We start from the raw sequence: 17685 nt of genomic DNA, 5'->3' as shown, positions 1-17685 counted from the left end.
CGAATCACACCACCTGCTCACGCTGCTGCTCTCCCCTGGACCGTACTCTTGCCGCCATGCGACACGGCTCGATCCCGGGCGCCTCAGGGCGCGTACGACCCCTGACCCTGCTCGGTGACCCCGTGCTGCACACCCCCGGCGAGGAGGTGACCGACTTCGGTCCCCAACTGGCCGCGCTCGTCGAGGACATGTTCGCCACGATGTACGCCGCCAGGGGCGTCGGCCTGGCCGCGAATCAGATCGGCGTGGGCCTCAGGGTGTTCGTCTACGACTGCCCCGACGACGAGGACGTGCGCCACCTCGGGCACCTGGTGAACCCGCGTCTGGTCGATGTGGACGGGGTGAGCGTCCGGGGGCCGGAAGGGTGTCTGTCGCTGCCGGGCCTGGAGGCGGCGACCCCGCGCTTCGACCACGCCGTCCTGGAGGGCGTCACGATGCGCGGCGACGCGGTGCGGGTGCACGGCACCGGGTTCTTCGCGCGCTGCCTGCAGCACGAGTACGACCACCTGGAGGGCGGGGTGTACACCGATCACGTCACCGGGTGGCGCCGCCGCCGGGTGCTCCGTCAGGCGGCGAAGGCTCCCTGGGCGAGCGGCGCCGGGGCCGCGGTGACCACGGCCTGAACCGCGGTCACCGCCGTCCCGGAAGCGCCACGGAGGCCGTCCCGCGCGTCCTCAGAAGCCGGGCCCGCCCATGCGGTTGCCCGCCGCCGCGAGCCGGCCCCAGAGCAGGTCGGCCAGGCTGCCCACCAACTCGGCGCGCGAGCAGGGACGTTCGCCCAGCCACCAGTCGCCGGCCGCGTGCATCATGCCGACGATGCCGTGGCCCCAGACCCGGGCCAGACGGCCGCTCTCCGGGCCGAGGTCGACCCGCTCCTCGATGACCTCGGCCAGCTCCTCGCCGAGGCGGCGGAGCAGCGGGGCCGAGTGCAGGCCCACGTCGAAGCCGCCCTGGTCGCCGGTGGGGCCCGCCTCCGAGGGGTGCATCAGGAAGCGGTAGACCTGCGGGCGGGCCTCGATCGCCGCGAGGTAGGTGTCGAGCGTCGCCTCCACCCGCTCCCGGCGCTCGGCGGGGGCGTCGAGGGCCGCGCGCAGCGAGGCGAGCAGGGCGTCCGTGTGCCGCTTGGCGAGGGCCGCGTACAGGCCGCCCTTGTCGCCGAAGTGCCGGTACAGAATGGGCTTGGTGATGCCTGCCTCGGCGGCGATGGCATTCATCGAGGCGCCGGGTCCGTCGCGGAGCACGACGCGGTCGGCCGCCTCCAGAAGCTCGCGTCGCCGTTGCTCGGCGGACCGCTGCTGATCGGTCCGCTGCGTGGTCTCCATGGGGTGTCTCTCCGCCCGTGCGATTGCCTGACGCACGCGCCGTGCGAAATGCCTGACGCACGCGAAACGTAACACTCGCGGGAGGGTGCGCATCGAACGGGCTGCCGGGAGTTGACAGCGGCTACCGGCCGGTAACACACTCCAGTTACCGGAAGTAACGTAGCAGGGTTCCGCAGTCCTGGAGGGGTCATGGCCGAGTTCACCATGGAGCTGAGCGACGAGCAGAAGGAGGTCCGGGACTGGCTCCACGGGTTCGCCGCCGACGTGATCCGCCCCGCGGCCGCCGAGTGGGACGAGCGCGAGGAGACGCCCTGGCCGGTGATCCAGGAGGCGGCGAAGGTCGGCATCTACTCCCTGGACTTCTACGCCCAGCAGTTCTTCGACCCCACCGGGCTCGGCATACCCATGGCGATGGAGGAGCTGTTCTGGGGCGACGCGGGCATCGCCCTCTCCATCGTCGGCACCGGCCTCGCCGCCGTCGGCGTCCTCGCCAACGGCACCGAGGAGCAGATCGGCACCTGGATCCCGCAGATGTACGGCGACGTGAACGACGTGAAGGTCGCCGCCTTCTGCTCCTCCGAGCCGGACGCGGGCTCCGACGTCGCGTCCATGCGCACCCGCGCGGTGTACGACGAGGCCAAGGACGAGTGGGTCCTGAGCGGCACCAAGACCTGGGCGACCAACGGCGGCATCGCGGGCGTCCACGTGGTCGTCGCGGTGGTCGACCCCGAGCTCGGCTCCAAGGGGCACGCGTCGTTCATCGTGCCGCCCGGCACCCCCGGTCTGTCCCAGGGCCAGAAGTTCAAGAAGCACGGCATCCGCGCCTCGCACACCGCCGAGGTCGTCCTGGAGGACGTGCGCGTCCCCGGCTCCTGTCTGCTCGGCGGCAAGGACAAGCTGGACGAGCGCCTGGCACGCGCGCGTGAGCGCGCGAAGAGCGCGGGCAAGGACGGGGAGCGGCTGAAGAACGCCGCCATGGCGACGTTCGAGGCGTCCCGCCCGGCGGTCGGCGCGATGGCGGTGGGCACGGCCCGCGCCGCGTACGAGGAGGCCCTGGAGTACGCCAAGACGCGTACGCAGTTCGGCCGCCCGATCATCGACAACCAGGGCGTCGCCTTCCAACTGGCCGACATGCGCACGCAGATCGACGCGGCCCGTCTCCTGGTGTGGCGGGCCTCCTGGATGGCGACCACGGGCAAGAAGTTCGAGTCGGCCGAGGGCTCGATGTCCAAGCTGTTCGCGAGCGAGACCGCGAAGAAGGTCACCGCCCAGGCGATCCAGATCCTCGGCGGCAACGGCTTCACGCGGGAGTACCCGGTGGAGCGCATGCACCGGGACGCCGCGATCTACACGATCTTCGAGGGTACGAGCGAGATCCAGCGCCTGGTGATCGCCCGCACGCTGGCGGGGATGCCGATCCGCTGACGGGCGGGCCCCGGCCCTGGGGCGGGCCAGGGGGGGCGCGGCGCGCGTGACGGGGGTGCGGGCCGGGGCGGAGGAGGCGCTCTGGCAGGCGTCATGGCCATGCCATTACCGTGGACGCCCGCGTTCCCTCTGCCGAGGAGTGCCGATGCGCAGACGCCCCCTGACCTGGTTGATTCCCGTCCTCGCCACCGCCACCGCCGCCGCGGTCACCGTGACCGCGGTGGTCGTCCCTCAGGGAGACGACCGGGAGCCCCAAGGCCGGTCCGTGCCCGCCGCGCACGGGGAGCGCCCCGCCGGGAAGGGCAAGCCCGACGCGCGGGACGTGGTCCTGGCCGTCCACGGCGGCGCCGGGACCGCGCTCGACCGGGACAAGACGACCCCGGAGCGCGAGAAGGCCTACCGGGACGGGCTGGGCAAGGCCCTGCGGGCCGGGCAGAAGGTTCTCGACAAGGGCGGCTCCAGCGTGGACGCCGTGCAGGCGGCCGTGGTCGAGCTGGAGGACGACCCGCTGTTCAACGCGGGCAAGGGCGCCGTGTTCACCGCGGACGCGGGCCATGAACTGGACGCGTCGATCATGCGCGGCTCGGATCTGGGAGCGGGTGCCGTGGCGGGCGTGAAGAGCCTGCGCAACCCCATCACGGGTGCCCGCACCGTCATGGACAGGTCCCCGCACGTGCTCCTCGCGGGCGAGGGCGCCGACGACTTCGGCGCCCGGCACGGCCTGAAGACCGTCACCCAGGACTACTACTGGACGCAGGCGCGCTGGGACGCGCTGATGGCGGCCAAGGCGGCGGAGAAGGGCGGCAAGGGCGGCGGTCGCGCAGCCGACGCACCCGCCGCCGTCGCCGACGCGCAGTCCAAGGGCACGGTCGGCGCGGTCGCCGTCGACAAGCGGCGCGACCTCGCGGCGGCCACCTCGACCGGCGGCATGACCAACAAACTGCCCGGCCGCGTCGGTGACTCACCGCTGATCGGCTCGGGGACGTACGCGAAGAACAGCACGGTCGCCGCGAGCGCCACCGGCGCCGGTGAGGTGTTCATCCGGGGCGCCGCCACCTCGACGATCTCCAGCCTCGTGGAGTTCAAGGGCGCCGACGTCGCGTCCGCCGCGTACGAGGTGATCGTCAAGCGCCTGCCGAAGCTCGGCGGCGACGGCGGCGTGATCGCGCTCGCGCCCGACGGCGAGTTCGACGCGCCGCACAGCAGCCCGGGCATGCTGCACGGCTATCTCACCAAGAGCGGGAAGGTCGTCACGAAGATCTTCCCGGATGAGACGCCGCCGAACACGTGAGGGTGGGCGGGGCTCAGCGGTGTGCTCGCGCCCGGCTCACGGCTTGTGGACGTAGGGCGTCGTCGTGCCCAGTTCCGTGAAGCCGAGGCGGCGCAGGATCGGGCGGCTCTGGCTGGACGCGTCGACCTGGAGGTGGCGGACGCCGTGGTCGGCGGCGATGCGGGCGCGGTGGGCGATCAGGGCGCGGTAGATGCCCCGGCCGCGCCACTCGGTGACGGTGCCGCCGCCCCACAGGCCCGCGAAGTCCGTGCCCGGTCGGAACTCCAGACGGGCCGAGCTGACCGGGACGTCACCGGCGAGGGCGACGACCGCGGCGATGGTGTCCGGAGCCGTCGTGAGCTGGTCGAGCAACTGCTTGCCGAGCGCGCCGCCGTCCGTACCGAAGGCCTGCTCGTGCACGTCGACCATCAGCCGCACACCGGCCGCGTCCGTCACCGGGACCAGTCGGACGCCCTCGGGCGGACCGGCGTCCAGGGGCAGCTCGGCCACGGCGGCGACCATCAGCGTCTCGGGCGGCTCGGGCGTGAATCCGGCCGCGAGGAGCCGGTCGGGCAGGTCGGCGGGAAGGTCGTGGGAGTACGCCTTCCACTCGAACTCCAGGCCGCGTTCCGTGAAGTGGCGCACCTGCGCGGCGATGGCCGCGTCCGCGGTGCTCGCGTCGAGGTCCGACCACACGACGCCGTTCCAGTCGTGGGCGCCGCCCACCCGGCGCACGACACCGTCCGCCCGCTCGACCACCACACCGGGGCCGTCGGGATCCAGGTTCTGCCGGATCTGCCGGTCGTACGCCGCGAGTACCGCTGAGTGATCCATGCGGTCACTTCAGCAGGGCGGTTCCGGCGGGGCAACGGGATTTCGTGCCGGGGCCGCGTCGCCGTCCGTGCTCCCGGCCCGGGAGAGCGGCGGCAGGTGCAGGGACTTCGTGATCGCGGCGAGGCGCAGGGCGAGCACGAGGCCGGCCGAGGTCACCGTGGTCGCGGTCGGGGACGCGCCCGCGTGGTGCAGGCCGAGGTAGCACAGGGCGCCCGCGAGCGCGGCGGTCGCGTACACCTCCTCGCGCAGCAGCAGCGGCGGGAACTGGCCGCACAGCACGTCGCGCAGGACTTCGCCGGTCACCCCCGTGAGGACGGCGAGGAGGACGACGGCGAGCGGTGTGACGCCCGCGCCGATGGCGGCCTGCGCGCCCATGACGGTCACCACGGCCAGGCCGACGGCGTCCACCACCATGAGCGTGCGCTGCGGCAGCTCCCGGTGGCGCAGGAACAGCATCGTGGCCACGCCCGTGCAGGCGATGACCGTGAGCAGGACCCAGTCGTGCGTCCAGTACAGCGGGTGCCGGTCCAGGATGAGGTCGCGCAGGGTGCCGCCGGAGACGGAGGCGACGAAGGCGAGCACGAGCCCGCCGAACGGATCCATCCGCGCGCGGTGCGCGGCGAGGACACCACTGGCGGCGAAGGCGGCGATGCCGACCAGATACAGGGTGTGCAGCATCAGCGGCCGACCTCGCGGCCGTCCGCGTCCCTGCCCGCGACGGGGCGGCGCAGCACCAGGAGGACGGCCGTCGACGCGACGGCGGCGATCGCCAGGGCGGCCGCGTCGAGCCGGGGATCCGCGCCGCCGTCACCCGGGACGGGCCGTGTCCGCCCGCGCCGGGCGGACACGCTCGCAAGGAGCACCGCCGTCACCGCGACCACGCCGACGGCCCCCGCCGCCCTGAGCCACCACCTGGGATTACGCGCCGTGAACATCCGTCCAGCTTCTCCGGCGCGCCCCGGGCGCACCATCGGTCAGGTGGACGGATTGCTATGGCCGAAAGGACGAGGGGGGCGCGGGGGAAGGGGGGCGCGTGCGGAGGGCCCGTCGGGTGAAGCCGCCTTGCGCCAAGACACGTTGCGCAAACGCGTAGAGCGCAAAGTCGAGGCACGCGAAGGCGCGGCACGCACAGTCGCGTCACGCGAAGCTGCTGATGACAAAGCTGCATTGTGCAAAGGTGCGGCAAAGATCGAAAAAGAGGAGCAAAGAGGTGGTGGCAGCGGCTCGCACATCAGGCAGAGTGCCTCAGGCATACCTGGGTGCTGGGCTGGGTGCTGGGTGCGGGCCGGGACGTGGGACGTTGGCTGGAGGGGTTGTCGGGGAGAGTCAGGACTGCCAGCGGCAGCGCAGGGCCGCGGTGGCGAAGCCGGGGCCGAAGGCGATGGTGTAGCCGCGTGAGCCGTCGGCGGGCGGGTCGGCGTGGGTGCGCTCCAGGACGCGCAGGACGCTGACCCCGCCGATGTTGCCTTCGTGGGCGAGGGTGTCCGTGGAGTGGCGCGCGTCGTGCTCGTCGAGGCCGAGGGCCGCCGCCGTGTCGGTGATGATGCGCGGGCTGCCCGGGTGGATGACCGCGAAATCGGGGCGGTCCGTGCCGACCCAGTTCTTCAGCTGGGGCAGGACGTCGTCGGCTGCGGACAGCGCTTTCTTCGTGGAGACGAAGTGGATCCCCGCGCGGTCCACACGGCCCGCCTGGCGGTCGACGCTGTGTGGCAGCACGTACTCGAAGCTGTCCTCGACGACGAGGCCTGGGCCGAGCGGCTCGTCGGTGACGATCGTCGCCGCAGCCGCGTCCCCGAACAAGGCCTTGTAGATCATCGACTCGATGGTGTCGTCGGCCTGGTGGTAGATGCCGGACAGGACTTCCCCGGCCACCACGAGGACCTTGCTGCCGGGCCGGGCCGCCACCAGGTCGGCGGCGCGGATCAGGGCCTGGGCGCCACCCGGGCACGCCACGGTGGTCAGGGCCACGCGGCGCACCGTGGGGCGTAGGTGGAGCCGGTCGACCAGGTTGATGTCCAGGTTGGGGACGGCCCAGCTCGTCGTGTGCGTGGTCACGATGGCATCGATGTCGAGCGCGGTGAGCCCGGCCTCGTCGAAGGCCGCCTTCGCCGCCTTCTCCGCCATGGCGAGGGCGTCCTCGAAGGCCGCGTTGACGCGTTCCTCGATACCGGCGGAGCCCGAGACGGTGGGTGAGCCCAGCGGCCGGGTGAAGTGACGGGTCCGGACCCCGCAGTTGCCGATCACGCGCAGGAACGCGCCCAGCCGCGGATGGTCCGGATGGTGGGCCTGGACGTCTTCGGCTATCTCCGCAGTGGTGACCTGGTGATCACCCAGGACGGTCAGCGGTCTGAGTACATGAACTGGCATGAGGGAGCTCCCACGAGGCGTGATCCGATGTGGGGATCTGGGCCCAAAGTACTGCACCACATCGAACGTGCGTCCCGCCGTGTTACTCCCTCTGGGCCGACCGGGGCCCGCCGGGGGATCAAGAGGAGCGGAGCATGGGGGTGCGCGGGTGGGAGCGCTGTGCCCCGGCGTGGAACACAAGGATCATCAGCCGGGCGCCGGGGGCCGTCAAGGGCTGAGCCGCGCACATCGTGACCCAGCCGGGGCCGAGCTCGGCGTGCATGAGGGGCCGCTCGTCGCCGTCGGGGTGGGGGAAGGGGAGGCCGGCGCCGTAGTGGGGGGAGGCCTCGGGGTCGGCCAGGACCTCCTTCTCGATCTGGCGGAGCGTTTCGTCCTCGGGCCGGGCGGCGAGGGCGCCGCGCAGCTGCGGCAGCACCATCGGGGCCCAGGCGGTGCGCCAGTCGAGCAGGTGCGCGCGGCCCACCGGGTCGAGGACCATCCAGCGCATGACGTTCGTGGGGACCTGGCTGTCCGGGAACATCCGGGTGAAGGCCTCGTTGTGGGCGAGCATGTCCCAGGACGCGTCCGTGACGTACGCCATGTGCCGCACGCCGTCCACGGCCTCCTGCCAGACGCCGGGAATCTCCTTGCCCGACGTCAGGTGCAGCGGACCGGGCGGGTCCTGCAGGAGGGCGTAACGGCACAGGGACACCCATTCCTGCTCGTTCAGTCCGAAGAGGCGGGCGACATCGCGCAGCAGGGACGTCGGAGGGTTCGGGTAATTGCCCGACTCCAGACGGTGATAGGTGCCGAGGGTGCGGTGGAGGAGCTGGTCCACCTGGTGCTGGGACAGCCCGGGAGCCCGGCGGCCCTGGCCCGTCGAACGGACGAACCCGTGCGATTCGGGGGCGATGAGGGCGCGTCGTTCGCGGAGCAGAGCGCGCAGCGCCGTCTTGTTCATGGTGGGAATCCCTCTTCGTGCACGCCGAGTTGAGCATCAGCAGTCTAAATATTCGCATCTTCTTTGGGCATAAACATTGCCTGAAGAAAACGATCAGTCGATGCGGCATCATGGAGTACGCGAGACCACCGACCTGCAGGTTTGATCGTCGGTGGGCTCGTGGGCACAACTCAGGGGCGTCCTGTTCGAGTGGCGTGAAATTGGCTGAAATTCCTCGGCGTTGGACACCCCCTAGGCCTACGGGGTCGCAGTCGGGTAGTGCGTGGGACCGGTTGTTCGTATTCCGATCCGAGTGGTCGGAAACTGAGCAGTGTGTACCCGCGTGACAGTTACCGCCCGGTTCGGTTCCTGGGTTCACTGGCTGCGGCCGGTGCCGTCACTCGCCATTACGTAGCGGCCACGGTACCGGCCGCCCGTGTTGTTCCGGGCGGCCCGAGTGTCCGGACGTGCTTCAAGAGGCCCGGGTCGGCGGCTGAGCCGGAAGTTCCGTCTCCCTTCGTGCGTCCGCTTGTCGTTCCGCGTCAGCGAGGATTTCCGTCACCCGCAGTCCGAAACGTACGTCGCACGCATGCCGCTCCCCGCCGCCCGCCGCGCGCACCAGCGCGTCGACCGCTGACCGAAACGCATCGGTCGAATCGCCCCAGCCGCTCTCGCCCCACCCCGGCGGCACGGCCGTCCCGCGCTCGCCGCGGAACTCAAGAGTCAGGCCCTCGGCGGCCCGCGGCGCCCGCAGCGTGAGCGTCGCCGTGCTGGACGCGCCGCCCGCGTGCCGCAGGACGAGATGGACGGTGTCCGCGGGCCCCGGCGCCGCCGTCACCGACGTGACCTCGCCGAGCACCGCCGTGAGCACAGCAAGCGCGTGCGGTCCGACGTCCCACAGGCCGCCCTTGGTGGCCCGCCACGGCGAGTCGAACGCGCCGGTGCCGTCCTCCGCGAAGAACGAGCTGTACCAGTCGGCGCGCGCCGTGAACCACGGCCCCTCCTCGGCCCGGCGGGCCAGCCACTCCGCCATGGGCGGGGCGAAGCGGAGCGTGAAGAAGACCACGGACTCCACCCCGGCCCGCTCCACGGCGTCGACGAGGCCGCGCGCCGCCGCCGGCGAGGTGGCCACCGGCTTGTCGAGCAGCAGATGGCAGCCGGCCGCCGCGGCCCGCTCGGCCAGCGGCGCCTGGACGTCCGGCGGCACCGCGAAGGCGACCGCGTCGCTCGCGGCGAACAGCTCGTCCACGTCCTCGTACGCCGTGGTGGCGTGCGCGGACGCCAGCTCGGCCGCCGCTTTCGGGCGGCGCCCCCATATTCCCGACAGCACGGCGCCGGGATGCCCGGCGAGCACCGGCGCGTGCGTCTGCGTCGCCCAGGGACCCGTGCCGATCAAGCCCACTCGAAGTCTCTCCATGCGCGCAGTATGGCGGAGTCGGCTGTGGCGGCAGTACGGGTGCGACCGGGGCGTGGGGCGGGGGTGCGGCTGATACCGGCGAGGCCTTCTGACGCGTTCGGTGAGAAGAGAGGAACCAGAGTGTTGTCGAAGGTCTGGACCTTTTCTCCGTGGAGTGCCCTCTCGCGTGTGCGCGCCGTTCCCTCTCGTGTGTTCGCGTGGTTCCTGTGCGTGTGTTCGCCCGTATCCGGTGAAGGAGATGTGGAGCGGCTCGTACGGTTCGCCGGGGCGGGCTCGCTTTCTCGACGTACCGTCAACTCTCCGTCTGTGAATGGCAATTCGTGGCCAGAGGTGGGTGGCTGGTGAATTCGCATTCACTAGTGGCTGATTGCCGCCGTCCGAAAGGGGGCGGGCAACCTGTCCTGACTGTCCGGGAGTTCCCGACATCCGGCATTCCTGCGGGTGCGCGCCGGTCGGTGTGCCCCGGCGGGTATGGCGAGCGTTTCGGCGCAGTCGGGGGGCCGGATCGTGATCGGCGTCTCCGTGTCCCGTCCGTCCGATTCGTGGTCCTCCGGGCGCCCGGCGCCATACGCTCGGACCCGGTTGCCCAAAAAGGCAACCAGCGACGGAAAGTGACGCCATGACCAGCTCGACCCCACACCCGGCGCCGTGCGCGCCGAGCCCCGCGCGCCGCGACGCCGAGGCGACGAAGGCCGCGATCGTGCGTGCCGCCCGCCATCTGCTCGCCCGGCACGCGCACACCGACATCACGCTCAAGGCGGTGGCCGAACGCGCCGGGGTGAGCCCGCCGTTGGTCCTGAAGTACTTCGGCAGCAAGGACGCGCTGTTCGCCGGGATCATGTCCTTCGAGGCCGACGCCGAGGAGGTGCTCGACGCGCCCCTGGAACGCCTCGGCCGCCACATGGTCCACCACCTGCTGACCAGCCAGGCCGAGCGGGGCGCCGACCCCATCCTGCGCATCGTGTACGCGCCGCTGCACCGCGAGCACGGCTACGTCCTGCGGGCCAACTTCCGCACGCAGGTGGTCCGCAGGCTCGGCGACCGTCTGGCGGGCCCGGACGCGGGGCTGCGCGCCGAGCTGGCCGTCGGGATGCTGCTCGGGCTCGGCGTGATGTACGGCATCGCGCGCGGCCCGCACCTGCGGGCGACGGCGATAGCCGACATCACCGACCGCTACGCCCCCGCCGTGCAGGCCTTCTTGACCCCCGAGTGACCCCGGCTCCGGCCCGGGCGCCGCGGCCCGCCCTCGCCCCGCCGCACCACCACGACCGCGGCCAGCCCGATGGCGAGCCCCACGACGGTCTGCGCGCCGAACGGCTCCCCGAACATCGCCGCGCCCCACAGTGCCGTCACCGGAGCCATCAGGAACATCAGCGTGTTGACGCGGGTGACGCCGCCCCGGCGCAGGATCAGCCAGTACAGGCCGTATCCGCCGAACGTCGACAGGACCACGAGCCAGCCGATCGCCGCCCAGAACGACGTCTCGGCGACGGGCGCCGCCGAGCCCAGGGCGAGCGCGAGGACCGTGAAGACGACGGCACTGGTCACGCAGTGCACGGTCATCGCGGCCGAGGGTGCGACGGGGGTGCGCGTGCGGCGGTCCAGGAAGGTCGCCGCGACCAGCGACAGCATGCCGAGGAACGGCACCAGGTAGGCCCACCAGGGCGCGCCGGTGCCCGCCGCCGCGTCCCCGGCCGTGACGATCACCACGCCGGTCAGGCCGAGCGCGAGGCCGAACCACTGGGTGCGTGACACGTACTGGCCGAGCACCGGTCCGGCGAGCGCGCCCGCGACCAGCGGCTGGGTCCCGTCGATCAGCGCTGTCGTACCACTGGAGACGCCGAGCTGGATCGCGTAGTACACGGTCAGGAGATAGCCGCTCTGGGACAGGGCGCCCACGGCCGCCTGGCGTGCCAGGTCGCGGGCCGTGAGGCCGCGCCAGGACGCCCTGGCCACGGTCGCGGCGAGCAGCGCGAGGACCGCGGCCAGCGGCAGGAACCGCCACATCAGGACGGTTGCCGCGTCCGCGCTGCCCGCGCCGAGCTTGGCGCCGATGAAGCCGGAGCTCCAGGTCAGCACGAATCCGAGGGAGAGCAGGACGTTCACGGCGAGCCTCCTGTGGCCGAGCGGAGTAGACCGATCTGTTTACTTCATGGCAGTGAGTATACAGATCGGTTTACTCTGGGAGCGGGCTCGATGTGGTGAGGTGGGTGCATGAGCGAGCACGGGAAGCGCGAACCGGACGCGACGCGGGCACCGGACGCCCCTGGGCGGGGGCCGCGCCGCGTCCCGCTGACGCCCGGCGCGCGCAAGGTCCTGGAGGCGGCGGGGCGGCTCTTCTACGAGCGCGGCATCCACGCCGTCGGCGTCGACCTGATCGCGGCCGAGGCCGGCGTGACGAAGAAGACGCTGTACGACCGGTTCGGCTCCAAGGACCAGATCGTCGTCGAGTACCTGGCGGACCGCGACGAGCGCTGGCGGACCTTCCTCGCCGGATACCTGGAGCGTTCCCGCGCGCCCCGGTCCCGCGTCCTGGCTGTCTTCGACGCCTCCCGCGACTGGGCCGAGCGCAGCCTGCCGCGCGGATGCAGCATGATCAACGCGCACGCGGAGATCACCGACCCCGCGCACCCCGCGTACGCGGTGATCACCGGCCAGAAGGCGTGGATGCTGGAGCTCTTCACCGACCTGTCCCGGCCGCTCGCACCGCGCGGCGCCAGGTCACTGGGCAGGTCCCTGATGCTCCTGCACGAGGGCGGGCTCGTCGCGTACGGCATGGGGATCTTCCCCGACGCGATCGAGCACGCCCGCCAGGACGCCCAGGCGCTGCTCCGGGAGGCCGCCCCGGCGGACTGACGGCCGGGCGCCGCCGTGCGGTGATGTTCCAGTATTTGCACATGTGTTGAGCAAGTCTTTACCCATGGCCGGAAGGTGTCGTTCCGCGCGGTCGCGCGGCGGGTGTCGGAGCGATACGGCCCGGTGGGGCTTCCTGGTGGCTCCTTGACCCTGGCCCCGCCGCGGCCGAAATCCCCGGGTCGGCGCGGGTTCGGCGGGCCGTGGTCGCGTTGACCGCGGGCGGTCACGGGCGGACCCTGAAGAGATAGCTGCCTATTACATCTAGTTCGGTCGTTCAGGACGTACGACCGGGAAGGCAGCCGGACGGCAGGAGGAAACCCCATGTGTGGCATCACCGGCTGGATCTCTTTCGACCGCGAACTGCGGGCGCACGCGCGGACCCTGGACGACATGACGGAGACGATGGCGTGCCGCGGCCCGGACGACCGCGGCACCTGGGCCGAGGGCCCCGCGGCGCTGGGGCACCGGCGCCTCGCCGTCATCGACCTGCCGGGCGGGCGCCAGCCCATGACCGCGACGACGCCCGAGGGGACCGTCGCCCTCGTGTACTCCGGCGAGACGTACAACTTCACCGAGCTGCGGGCCGAACTGGCCGGGCACGGGCACGAGTTCCGCACCGACTCCGACACCGAGGTCGTCCTGCGCGGCTACCTCCAGTGGGGCGAGGGCGTCGCCGAGCGGCTGAACGGGATGTACGCGTTCGCCGTGTGGGACGGCCGCAGGCAGCGCCTCGTCATGGTCCGCGACCGCATGGGCGTCAAGCCGTTCTACTTCCACCCGACGTCCGACGGCGTCCTGTTCGGCTCCGAGCCCAAGGCGATCCTCGCCAACCCGCTGGCCCGTGCCCGCGTGGGCGTCGACGGACTGCGCGAGGTCTTCGCCTTCGTGAAGACGCCGGGGCACGCCGTGTGGGACGGCATGCGCGAGGTGGAGCCCGGCACCGTCGTCACCGTCGACCGCGAGGGGCTGCGCAGCCGCGTCTACTGGCGTCTGGAGACCCGCCCGCACCCGCACGGCCGTGACGAGACCGTCGCCGCGGTGCGCTCGCTGCTCGACGACATCGTGCGCCGCCAGCTCGTCGCCGACGTGCCGCGCTGCGTGCTGCTCTCCGGTGGCCTCGACTCCTCCGCCATGTCGGCCCTCGCCGCAGGGCAGCTCGCGAACTCGGGGGAGACCCTGCGGAGCTTCTCCGTCGACTTCGCGGGTCTGAGCGAGAACTTCGTGGCGGACGAGCTGCGCGGCACCCCCGACGCTCCGTACGCCCACGACGTGGCGCGCCTCGCGGGCACCGACCACCGTGACATCGTCCTGGACGCGCAGGCGCTCGCCGACCCCGAGGTGCGCGCGAGGATGCTGACGGCCCGCGACATGCCGGTGGGTTTCGGGGACATGGACGCCTCGCTGTATCTGCTCTTCCAGGCGATCCGTGAGCACTCGACGGTCGCCCTGTCCGGCGAGTCGGCGGACGAGGTGTTCGGCGGCTACCTCCAGTTCTTCGACGAGGGGGCCCGTCGGGGCGGCACCTTCCCCTGGCTGGTGCGGCACGCGGAGACCCTCGGCGACGAGACGGGCGTGCTGCGGGCGGACGTCATGGAGGCGCTCGACCTGCGGACGTACGTCGGCGACAGCTACGCCACGGCCGCCGGTGCCGTCCAGCGCCTCGACGGGGAGAGCGACTTCGAGTTCCGCATGCGCACCATCAGCCACCTCTATCTGACCCGGTTCGTGCGCACGCTGCTCGACCGCAAGGACCGCGCGAGCATGGCCGTGGGTCTGGAGGTGCGGGTGCCGTTCTGCGACCACCGGCTCGTGGAGTACGTCTACAACGCGCCCTGGGCGCTGAAGTCCTTCGACGGCCGGGAGAAGTCGCTGCTGCGGGAGGCCGCCAGGGACAGCCTGCCCGCTTCCGTCTGCGACCGGGTCAAGAGCCCCTATCCGTCCACGCAGGACCCCAAGTACGCCTTCGCGCTCCAGGAGCACGCCAAGGACCTGCTCGCGAGGCCCGGGCACCCCGTCTTCGGCCTCGTCGACCGCGAGGCCCTGCGTCGCCTGGCGCACCGAGACACTCCGCAGGTGCGGCCGGCCTCGCGGCGGGGCCTGGAGCGGGCGCTCGATCTGGCGCTCTGGTTCGACCTGTACCGGCCTGAGGTGTCGCTGGGCTGAGGTCCGCCGTCGGGCGGCGGGGTGGCATGGCCGGGGCGGTGGTTTCAGGGGCCCGAGCAGTTGCGGACCGTGGGCTGCTGGGGCGGGACCCGGGTGGGGTCGGCGGTCGCGAGGGTGTCCAGGAACCGCTGGAGCGCGGGGGCGCCGCGGGTGTCGAGGCCGCGGCGCACGGGGGGTACGACCACGGTGCGACGGGCGCCGCCGGAGCCGCAGGTCTCGGGCTCCTGTCCTGCGTGGACGGCCGCCGCCCGGCGTATGAACTCCGCGGGTGTGATCCCGAGGCGGTCGGCGTGCCGGAGCACGGCGGCGTACTCGTCGGGTGGGAACAGGACCCGCACAGACTTTGGACCGTCCATGGACGCATGATGCCGTCCGGACCGGTCGCACGCGGTGCGGTTGGCATATTCGCCCTCGAAGGGGTGGCGGGACCGTGAAGCGGTGGCGGAGTCGGCTTCGAGTTGAGTACTGCCGCCGCGGGTCTCGGACACGGTGAGAGCCCCGGCCGGACGGGGGAATCGCGGTCGGGGCTCTCATCTAGTTCAACGGTGAAATAGGGGTGTGCGTTCCCGTGGGTCGGGTCGGTTATGTGTGATCCGCGTTACATGACCGGTTCTCGGGGAGGGTGGTGGAGGTGCGGGGGCCGGGCCGAGGTGTCGTGGTCCGGCTCCGGGTGTCAGGCGCGGTCCGGCCTTGCGGTGGGCGTCGGCCGTCGCGCCCCAAGCGATAGCTTGGGGGTCGTGACGCTCGACGACCTCCGTGTCTTCCTCGCCGTCTGCCGCGCCGGCAGCCTCAGCGCCGTCGCGCGCGACCTCTCCTGTACGCAGTCGGCGGTGAGCCAGCACGTCAAACGCCTGGAGAAGGAGCTGGCCGTCAGCCTCCTGGAGCGGCACGCGCGCGGCGTCGTGCCCACGCCGGCCGGACGGATCCTGCACGCCGCCGCGGCCGACGGCCTCGGCGGCATCGACGTCGCCCTGCGCCGCCTGCGCGACCTGGCGCGCGGCGAGAGCGGCGCGGTGCGCGTCACCACCGGCGCGACGACCGTACGGCACTTCATGGCCAAGGCCGTCGTCAGTTTCCGGCAGCGCTTCCCGCAGGTCACGCTGGAGTTCCAGACGGCGAGTTCGAGCCGGGCCTGCTTCGACGCGCTCGCCGCCGACGACCTGGACCTGGCCTGGGTCACCGTCGGCGCGCCCGTGCGCGGCATCGAGCAGCGGCCCGTCGCCGAGCTGCCCTGGGTGCTCGCCGTGCAGACCGGCGACCCGCTCGCGGCCAAGCCGCACGCCGACCTCGCCGATCTCGCCGCCGCCCGGCTCATCAGGCCCCCGCAGGCCGCCACGTCCCGCGCCCGGCTCGACGCCGCCCTGGCCGACCTCGACCTCGGACCCGACGGACACACCAGCGTCGCCGACTGGGACACCGCGCTGCTGCTCACCGAACTCGGCGTCGGCCAGGCGCTCGTGCCCGCCCTGCCCGGCTGGCGTACCGAGAGCCCGCCCGGCCTGCGCCTCCTTCCGGTGCCGGACCTGCCGCCGCTGTCCGTCGGCTGGGCGGTGCGGCGCTGGGACGCGCTCAGTCCGGTGGCGCGTGCTTTCGCCAACACGGTTTCGGGCGGGGCGCCTTGATCGGTGGGTTCGGCCCCGTGTGCGGGGCTGTGTCGAATGCGGCTCCGCCGCGTGGGTGCGGTCGGCGCGTGAAAGGGTGCAGATGCGTCTGCTCGGTACTCGGTAGTGCGTCTGCCGGTCTGTCGGTGGCTGGGCGCGCAGTTCCTCGCGCCCCTTGCGGGGCTTGGGTAGTGCGCGTCTGTTGGTTTGTCGGTGGCTGGGCGCGCAGTTCCTCGCGCCCCTTACGGGGCTTGCTCGTCGGGGGGAGGGGAGAGGCGTGCCGCTCGCATCTGGAGGTAGCGGATCTCTGGTCGGCTGAGGGTGCGCTGGGCCGCCAACTGGTAGGCGGCGCGGGCGGCTTCGGGGGCGCCCGCGCGTTCGAGGAGGTGGCCGCGTACCGCCTCCAGTCGGTGGTGGCCTGCCAATTTCTCCTCCAGCGAAGCGAGTTCGCCGAGGCCGGCGCTCGGGCCGTGCACCATGGCGACCGCGACGGCGCGCCCCAACTCGGCCATGGGCTCCGGGGCGCGGCGCACCAGGATGTCGTACAGGGCGAGGATCTGCGGCCAGTCGGTGTCCTCGGCGCGCGCGGCCTCGTCGTGGAGTGCGGCGATGGCGGCCTGCAACTGGTAGACCCCCGCGGGGCCTTGGCTCAGGGCCTGCTCGACCAGGGCGGTGCCCTCGGTGATCGCCTCGCCGTCCCAGCGGGAGCGGTCCTGCTCGTCCAGCGGGATCAGCTCGCCGTGCGGCCCGGTGCGGGCTGCGCTGCGCGCGTCGGTGAGCAGCATCAGCGCCAACAGGCCCGTCACCGCTCCCTCCTCGGGCAGCAGCCTGCGCACCGCGCGGGTCAGCCGGATCGCCTCGCGGGCCAGGTCGGCGCGGTGGAGCGCGGCGCCCGACGTCGCCGTGTAGCCCTCGTTGAAGATGAGGTAGAGGACCTGAAGGACGGCGGCCAGGCGCCGGTCGCGGTCCCCGGGGCCCGGCTGTGTGAACGGAGCGCCCCGTATCTTCTGCTTGGCGCGGCTGATGCGCTGGGCCATCGTCGCCTCCGGCACCAGGTGCGCGCGGGCGATCTCGGCCGTCGTGAGACCGCCGACGGCCCGTAGTGTCAGGGCGATCTGCGCGGCGGGCGTCAGCGACGGCTCGCAGCACAGGAACAGCAGGGTGAGCGTGTCGTCGTCCGACGGGGCGCGGCTCTCGCCGGGCGCGGGCGCGGTGAACGCGTCGCGCGGCGTCATCCGGGCGGCGTTCTCCTCGCGCCGCCGCCGGGCCGCGTCGCTGCGCAACTGGTCCGTCAGGCGCCGCGACGCCACCCTGATCAGCCAGCCGCGCGGATTGTCGGGGACGCCCCGCTCGGGCCACTCGTTGGCGGCGGCGAGCAGGGACTCCTGCACGGCGTCCTCGGCCTCGTCGAAGTGGCCGTAGCGCCGCACCAGCGCGCCGAGGACCTGCGGCGCGTGCAGGCGCAGCAGGTCCTCGACGTCACCGGTCGCGCTCATCGCCGTCCGCGGGCC

Annotated in this window: 17 protein-coding genes; 7 read left to right on the top strand and 10 right to left on the bottom strand. The window is 72.4% G+C overall.

From position 1 onward, the window contains the following. Positions 1–56 precede the first annotated feature (56 nt). Positions 57–623, top strand: coding sequence for a peptide deformylase (gene def / locus ACFVHO_RS19710; RefSeq protein ID WP_385715917.1), 567 nt, complete (start codon positions 57–59; stop codon positions 621–623). Positions 624–674: 51 nt separating this feature from the next. Here def and ACFVHO_RS19705 read toward each other — a convergent pair whose 3' ends face one another. Continuing rightward, positions 675–1322, bottom strand: coding sequence for a TetR family transcriptional regulator (locus ACFVHO_RS19705; RefSeq protein ID WP_385715914.1), 648 nt, complete (start codon positions 1320–1322; stop codon positions 675–677). Positions 1323–1511: 189 nt separating this feature from the next. Here ACFVHO_RS19705 and ACFVHO_RS19700 point away from each other — a divergent pair, with 189 nt between their 5' ends. Beyond that, on the top strand, positions 1512–2747 hold the full coding sequence (locus ACFVHO_RS19700; protein WP_385715911.1) for an acyl-CoA dehydrogenase family protein: 1236 nt from the start codon (positions 1512–1514) through the stop codon (positions 2745–2747). Between the two features lie 145 nt (positions 2748–2892). Beyond that, entirely contained in the window at positions 2893–4038 is a 1146-nt protein-coding gene (locus ACFVHO_RS19695; protein WP_385715908.1) for an isoaspartyl peptidase/L-asparaginase family protein, read from the top strand. A gap of 36 nt (positions 4039–4074) precedes the next feature. Here ACFVHO_RS19695 and ACFVHO_RS19690 read toward each other — a convergent pair whose 3' ends face one another. The 6 genes from ACFVHO_RS19690 to ACFVHO_RS19665 form a co-directional block, all read right to left on the bottom strand. Continuing rightward, entirely contained in the window at positions 4075–4851 is a 777-nt protein-coding gene (locus ACFVHO_RS19690) for a GNAT family N-acetyltransferase (protein ID WP_385715905.1), read from the bottom strand. A gap of 9 nt (positions 4852–4860) precedes the next feature. After that, positions 4861–5529 carry a trimeric intracellular cation channel family protein gene (locus ACFVHO_RS19685; RefSeq protein WP_385715902.1) on the bottom strand — a complete coding sequence of 223 codons (669 nt, stop codon included), beginning with the start codon at positions 5527–5529 and terminating at the stop codon, positions 4861–4863. Next, complete coding sequence (locus tag ACFVHO_RS19680; protein ID WP_385715899.1) at positions 5529–5786, bottom strand: hypothetical protein; 258 nt, start codon at positions 5784–5786, stop codon at positions 5529–5531. The genes ACFVHO_RS19685 and ACFVHO_RS19680 overlap by 1 nt, the downstream gene beginning before the upstream one ends. A 391-nt stretch (positions 5787–6177) precedes the next feature. After that, positions 6178–7218: a PhlD gene (locus ACFVHO_RS19675; protein WP_385715896.1), complete on the bottom strand. Its 1041-nt coding sequence runs from the start codon at positions 7216–7218 to the stop codon at positions 6178–6180. 118 nt (positions 7219–7336) lie between these two features. Beyond that, positions 7337–8158 (bottom strand): helix-turn-helix domain-containing protein, encoded by an 822-nt coding sequence (locus tag ACFVHO_RS19670; RefSeq protein WP_385715893.1) that lies wholly within the window; start codon positions 8156–8158, stop codon positions 7337–7339. A 451-nt stretch (positions 8159–8609) separates the two neighbouring features. Continuing rightward, entirely contained in the window at positions 8610–9554 is a 945-nt protein-coding gene (locus tag ACFVHO_RS19665; protein ID WP_385715890.1) for a Gfo/Idh/MocA family protein, read from the bottom strand. A gap of 619 nt (positions 9555–10173) precedes the next feature. Here ACFVHO_RS19665 and ACFVHO_RS19660 point away from each other — a divergent pair. Beyond that, positions 10174–10767, top strand: a complete 594-nt coding sequence (locus ACFVHO_RS19660; protein ID WP_385715887.1) for a TetR family transcriptional regulator — start codon at positions 10174–10176, stop codon at positions 10765–10767. On the opposite strand, the gene ACFVHO_RS19655 is transcribed toward ACFVHO_RS19660, so the two are convergent. Next, entirely contained in the window at positions 10728–11660 is a 933-nt protein-coding gene (locus tag ACFVHO_RS19655; RefSeq protein ID WP_385715884.1) for a DMT family transporter, read from the bottom strand. The genes ACFVHO_RS19660 and ACFVHO_RS19655 overlap by 40 nt on opposite strands. Before the next feature lie 108 nt (positions 11661–11768). On the opposite strand from ACFVHO_RS19655, the gene ACFVHO_RS19650 reads away from it, so the two are divergent. Both ACFVHO_RS19650 and asnB read left to right on the top strand, forming a co-directional pair. Then, the gene (locus tag ACFVHO_RS19650; protein ID WP_385715881.1) at positions 11769–12410 is read left to right on the top strand and encodes a TetR/AcrR family transcriptional regulator; all 642 of its coding nucleotides are present in this window, start codon (positions 11769–11771) and stop codon (positions 12408–12410) included. A gap of 321 nt (positions 12411–12731) precedes the next feature. Next, entirely contained in the window at positions 12732–14573 is a 1842-nt protein-coding gene (gene asnB / locus ACFVHO_RS19645; protein WP_385715879.1) for an asparagine synthase (glutamine-hydrolyzing), read from the top strand. 44 nt (positions 14574–14617) lie between these two features. Here asnB and ACFVHO_RS19640 read toward each other — a convergent pair whose 3' ends face one another. Then, complete coding sequence (locus ACFVHO_RS19640; protein WP_385715876.1) at positions 14618–14929, bottom strand: hypothetical protein; 312 nt, start codon at positions 14927–14929, stop codon at positions 14618–14620. Between the two features lie 381 nt (positions 14930–15310). Between ACFVHO_RS19640 and ACFVHO_RS19635 the strand changes: the two genes are divergently transcribed. Then, positions 15311–16195: a LysR family transcriptional regulator gene (locus ACFVHO_RS19635; protein ID WP_385715873.1), complete on the top strand. Its 885-nt coding sequence runs from the start codon at positions 15311–15313 to the stop codon at positions 16193–16195. Positions 16196–16416: 221 nt separating this feature from the next. On the opposite strand, the gene ACFVHO_RS19630 is transcribed toward ACFVHO_RS19635, so the two are convergent. Continuing rightward, complete coding sequence (locus ACFVHO_RS19630; protein ID WP_385715870.1) at positions 16417–17670, bottom strand: RNA polymerase sigma factor; 1254 nt, start codon at positions 17668–17670, stop codon at positions 16417–16419. Positions 17671–17685 lie beyond the last annotated feature (15 nt).

Origin of the sequence: Streptomyces sp. NPDC127108, from assembly GCF_042677545.1 — a bacterium.
In the GTDB taxonomy this organism is placed as follows: domain Bacteria; phylum Actinomycetota; class Actinomycetes; order Streptomycetales; family Streptomycetaceae; genus Streptomyces.
This window is presented reverse-complemented; position numbering and strand designations above follow the sequence as displayed.

Coding starts and splice junctions, on each gene's coding strand:
- ACFVHO_RS19685 (WP_385715902.1), bottom strand. CDS start 5,529: ATGCTGCACACCCTGTATCTGGTCGGCATCGCCGCCTTCGCCGCCAGT.
- ACFVHO_RS19695 (WP_385715908.1), top strand. CDS start 2,893: ATGCGCAGACGCCCCCTGACCTGGTTGATTCCCGTCCTCGCCACCGCC.
- ACFVHO_RS19665 (WP_385715890.1), bottom strand. CDS start 9,554: ATGGAGAGACTTCGAGTGGGCTTGATCGGCACGGGTCCCTGGGCGACG.
- ACFVHO_RS19660 (WP_385715887.1), top strand. CDS start 10,174: ATGACCAGCTCGACCCCACACCCGGCGCCGTGCGCGCCGAGCCCCGCG.
- ACFVHO_RS19675 (WP_385715896.1), bottom strand. CDS start 7,218: ATGCCAGTTCATGTACTCAGACCGCTGACCGTCCTGGGTGATCACCAG.
- ACFVHO_RS19650 (WP_385715881.1), top strand. CDS start 11,769: ATGAGCGAGCACGGGAAGCGCGAACCGGACGCGACGCGGGCACCGGAC.
- ACFVHO_RS19700 (WP_385715911.1), top strand. CDS start 1,512: ATGGCCGAGTTCACCATGGAGCTGAGCGACGAGCAGAAGGAGGTCCGG.
- ACFVHO_RS19690 (WP_385715905.1), bottom strand. CDS start 4,851: ATGGATCACTCAGCGGTACTCGCGGCGTACGACCGGCAGATCCGGCAG.
- def (WP_385715917.1), top strand. CDS start 57: ATGCGACACGGCTCGATCCCGGGCGCCTCAGGGCGCGTACGACCCCTG.
- ACFVHO_RS19705 (WP_385715914.1), bottom strand. CDS start 1,322: ATGGAGACCACGCAGCGGACCGATCAGCAGCGGTCCGCCGAGCAACGG.
- ACFVHO_RS19670 (WP_385715893.1), bottom strand. CDS start 8,158: ATGAACAAGACGGCGCTGCGCGCTCTGCTCCGCGAACGACGCGCCCTC.
- ACFVHO_RS19680 (WP_385715899.1), bottom strand. CDS start 5,786: ATGTTCACGGCGCGTAATCCCAGGTGGTGGCTCAGGGCGGCGGGGGCC.
- ACFVHO_RS19640 (WP_385715876.1), bottom strand. CDS start 14,929: ATGGACGGTCCAAAGTCTGTGCGGGTCCTGTTCCCACCCGACGAGTAC.
- ACFVHO_RS19630 (WP_385715870.1), bottom strand. CDS start 17,670: ATGAGCGCGACCGGTGACGTCGAGGACCTGCTGCGCCTGCACGCGCCG.
- asnB (WP_385715879.1), top strand. CDS start 12,732: ATGTGTGGCATCACCGGCTGGATCTCTTTCGACCGCGAACTGCGGGCG.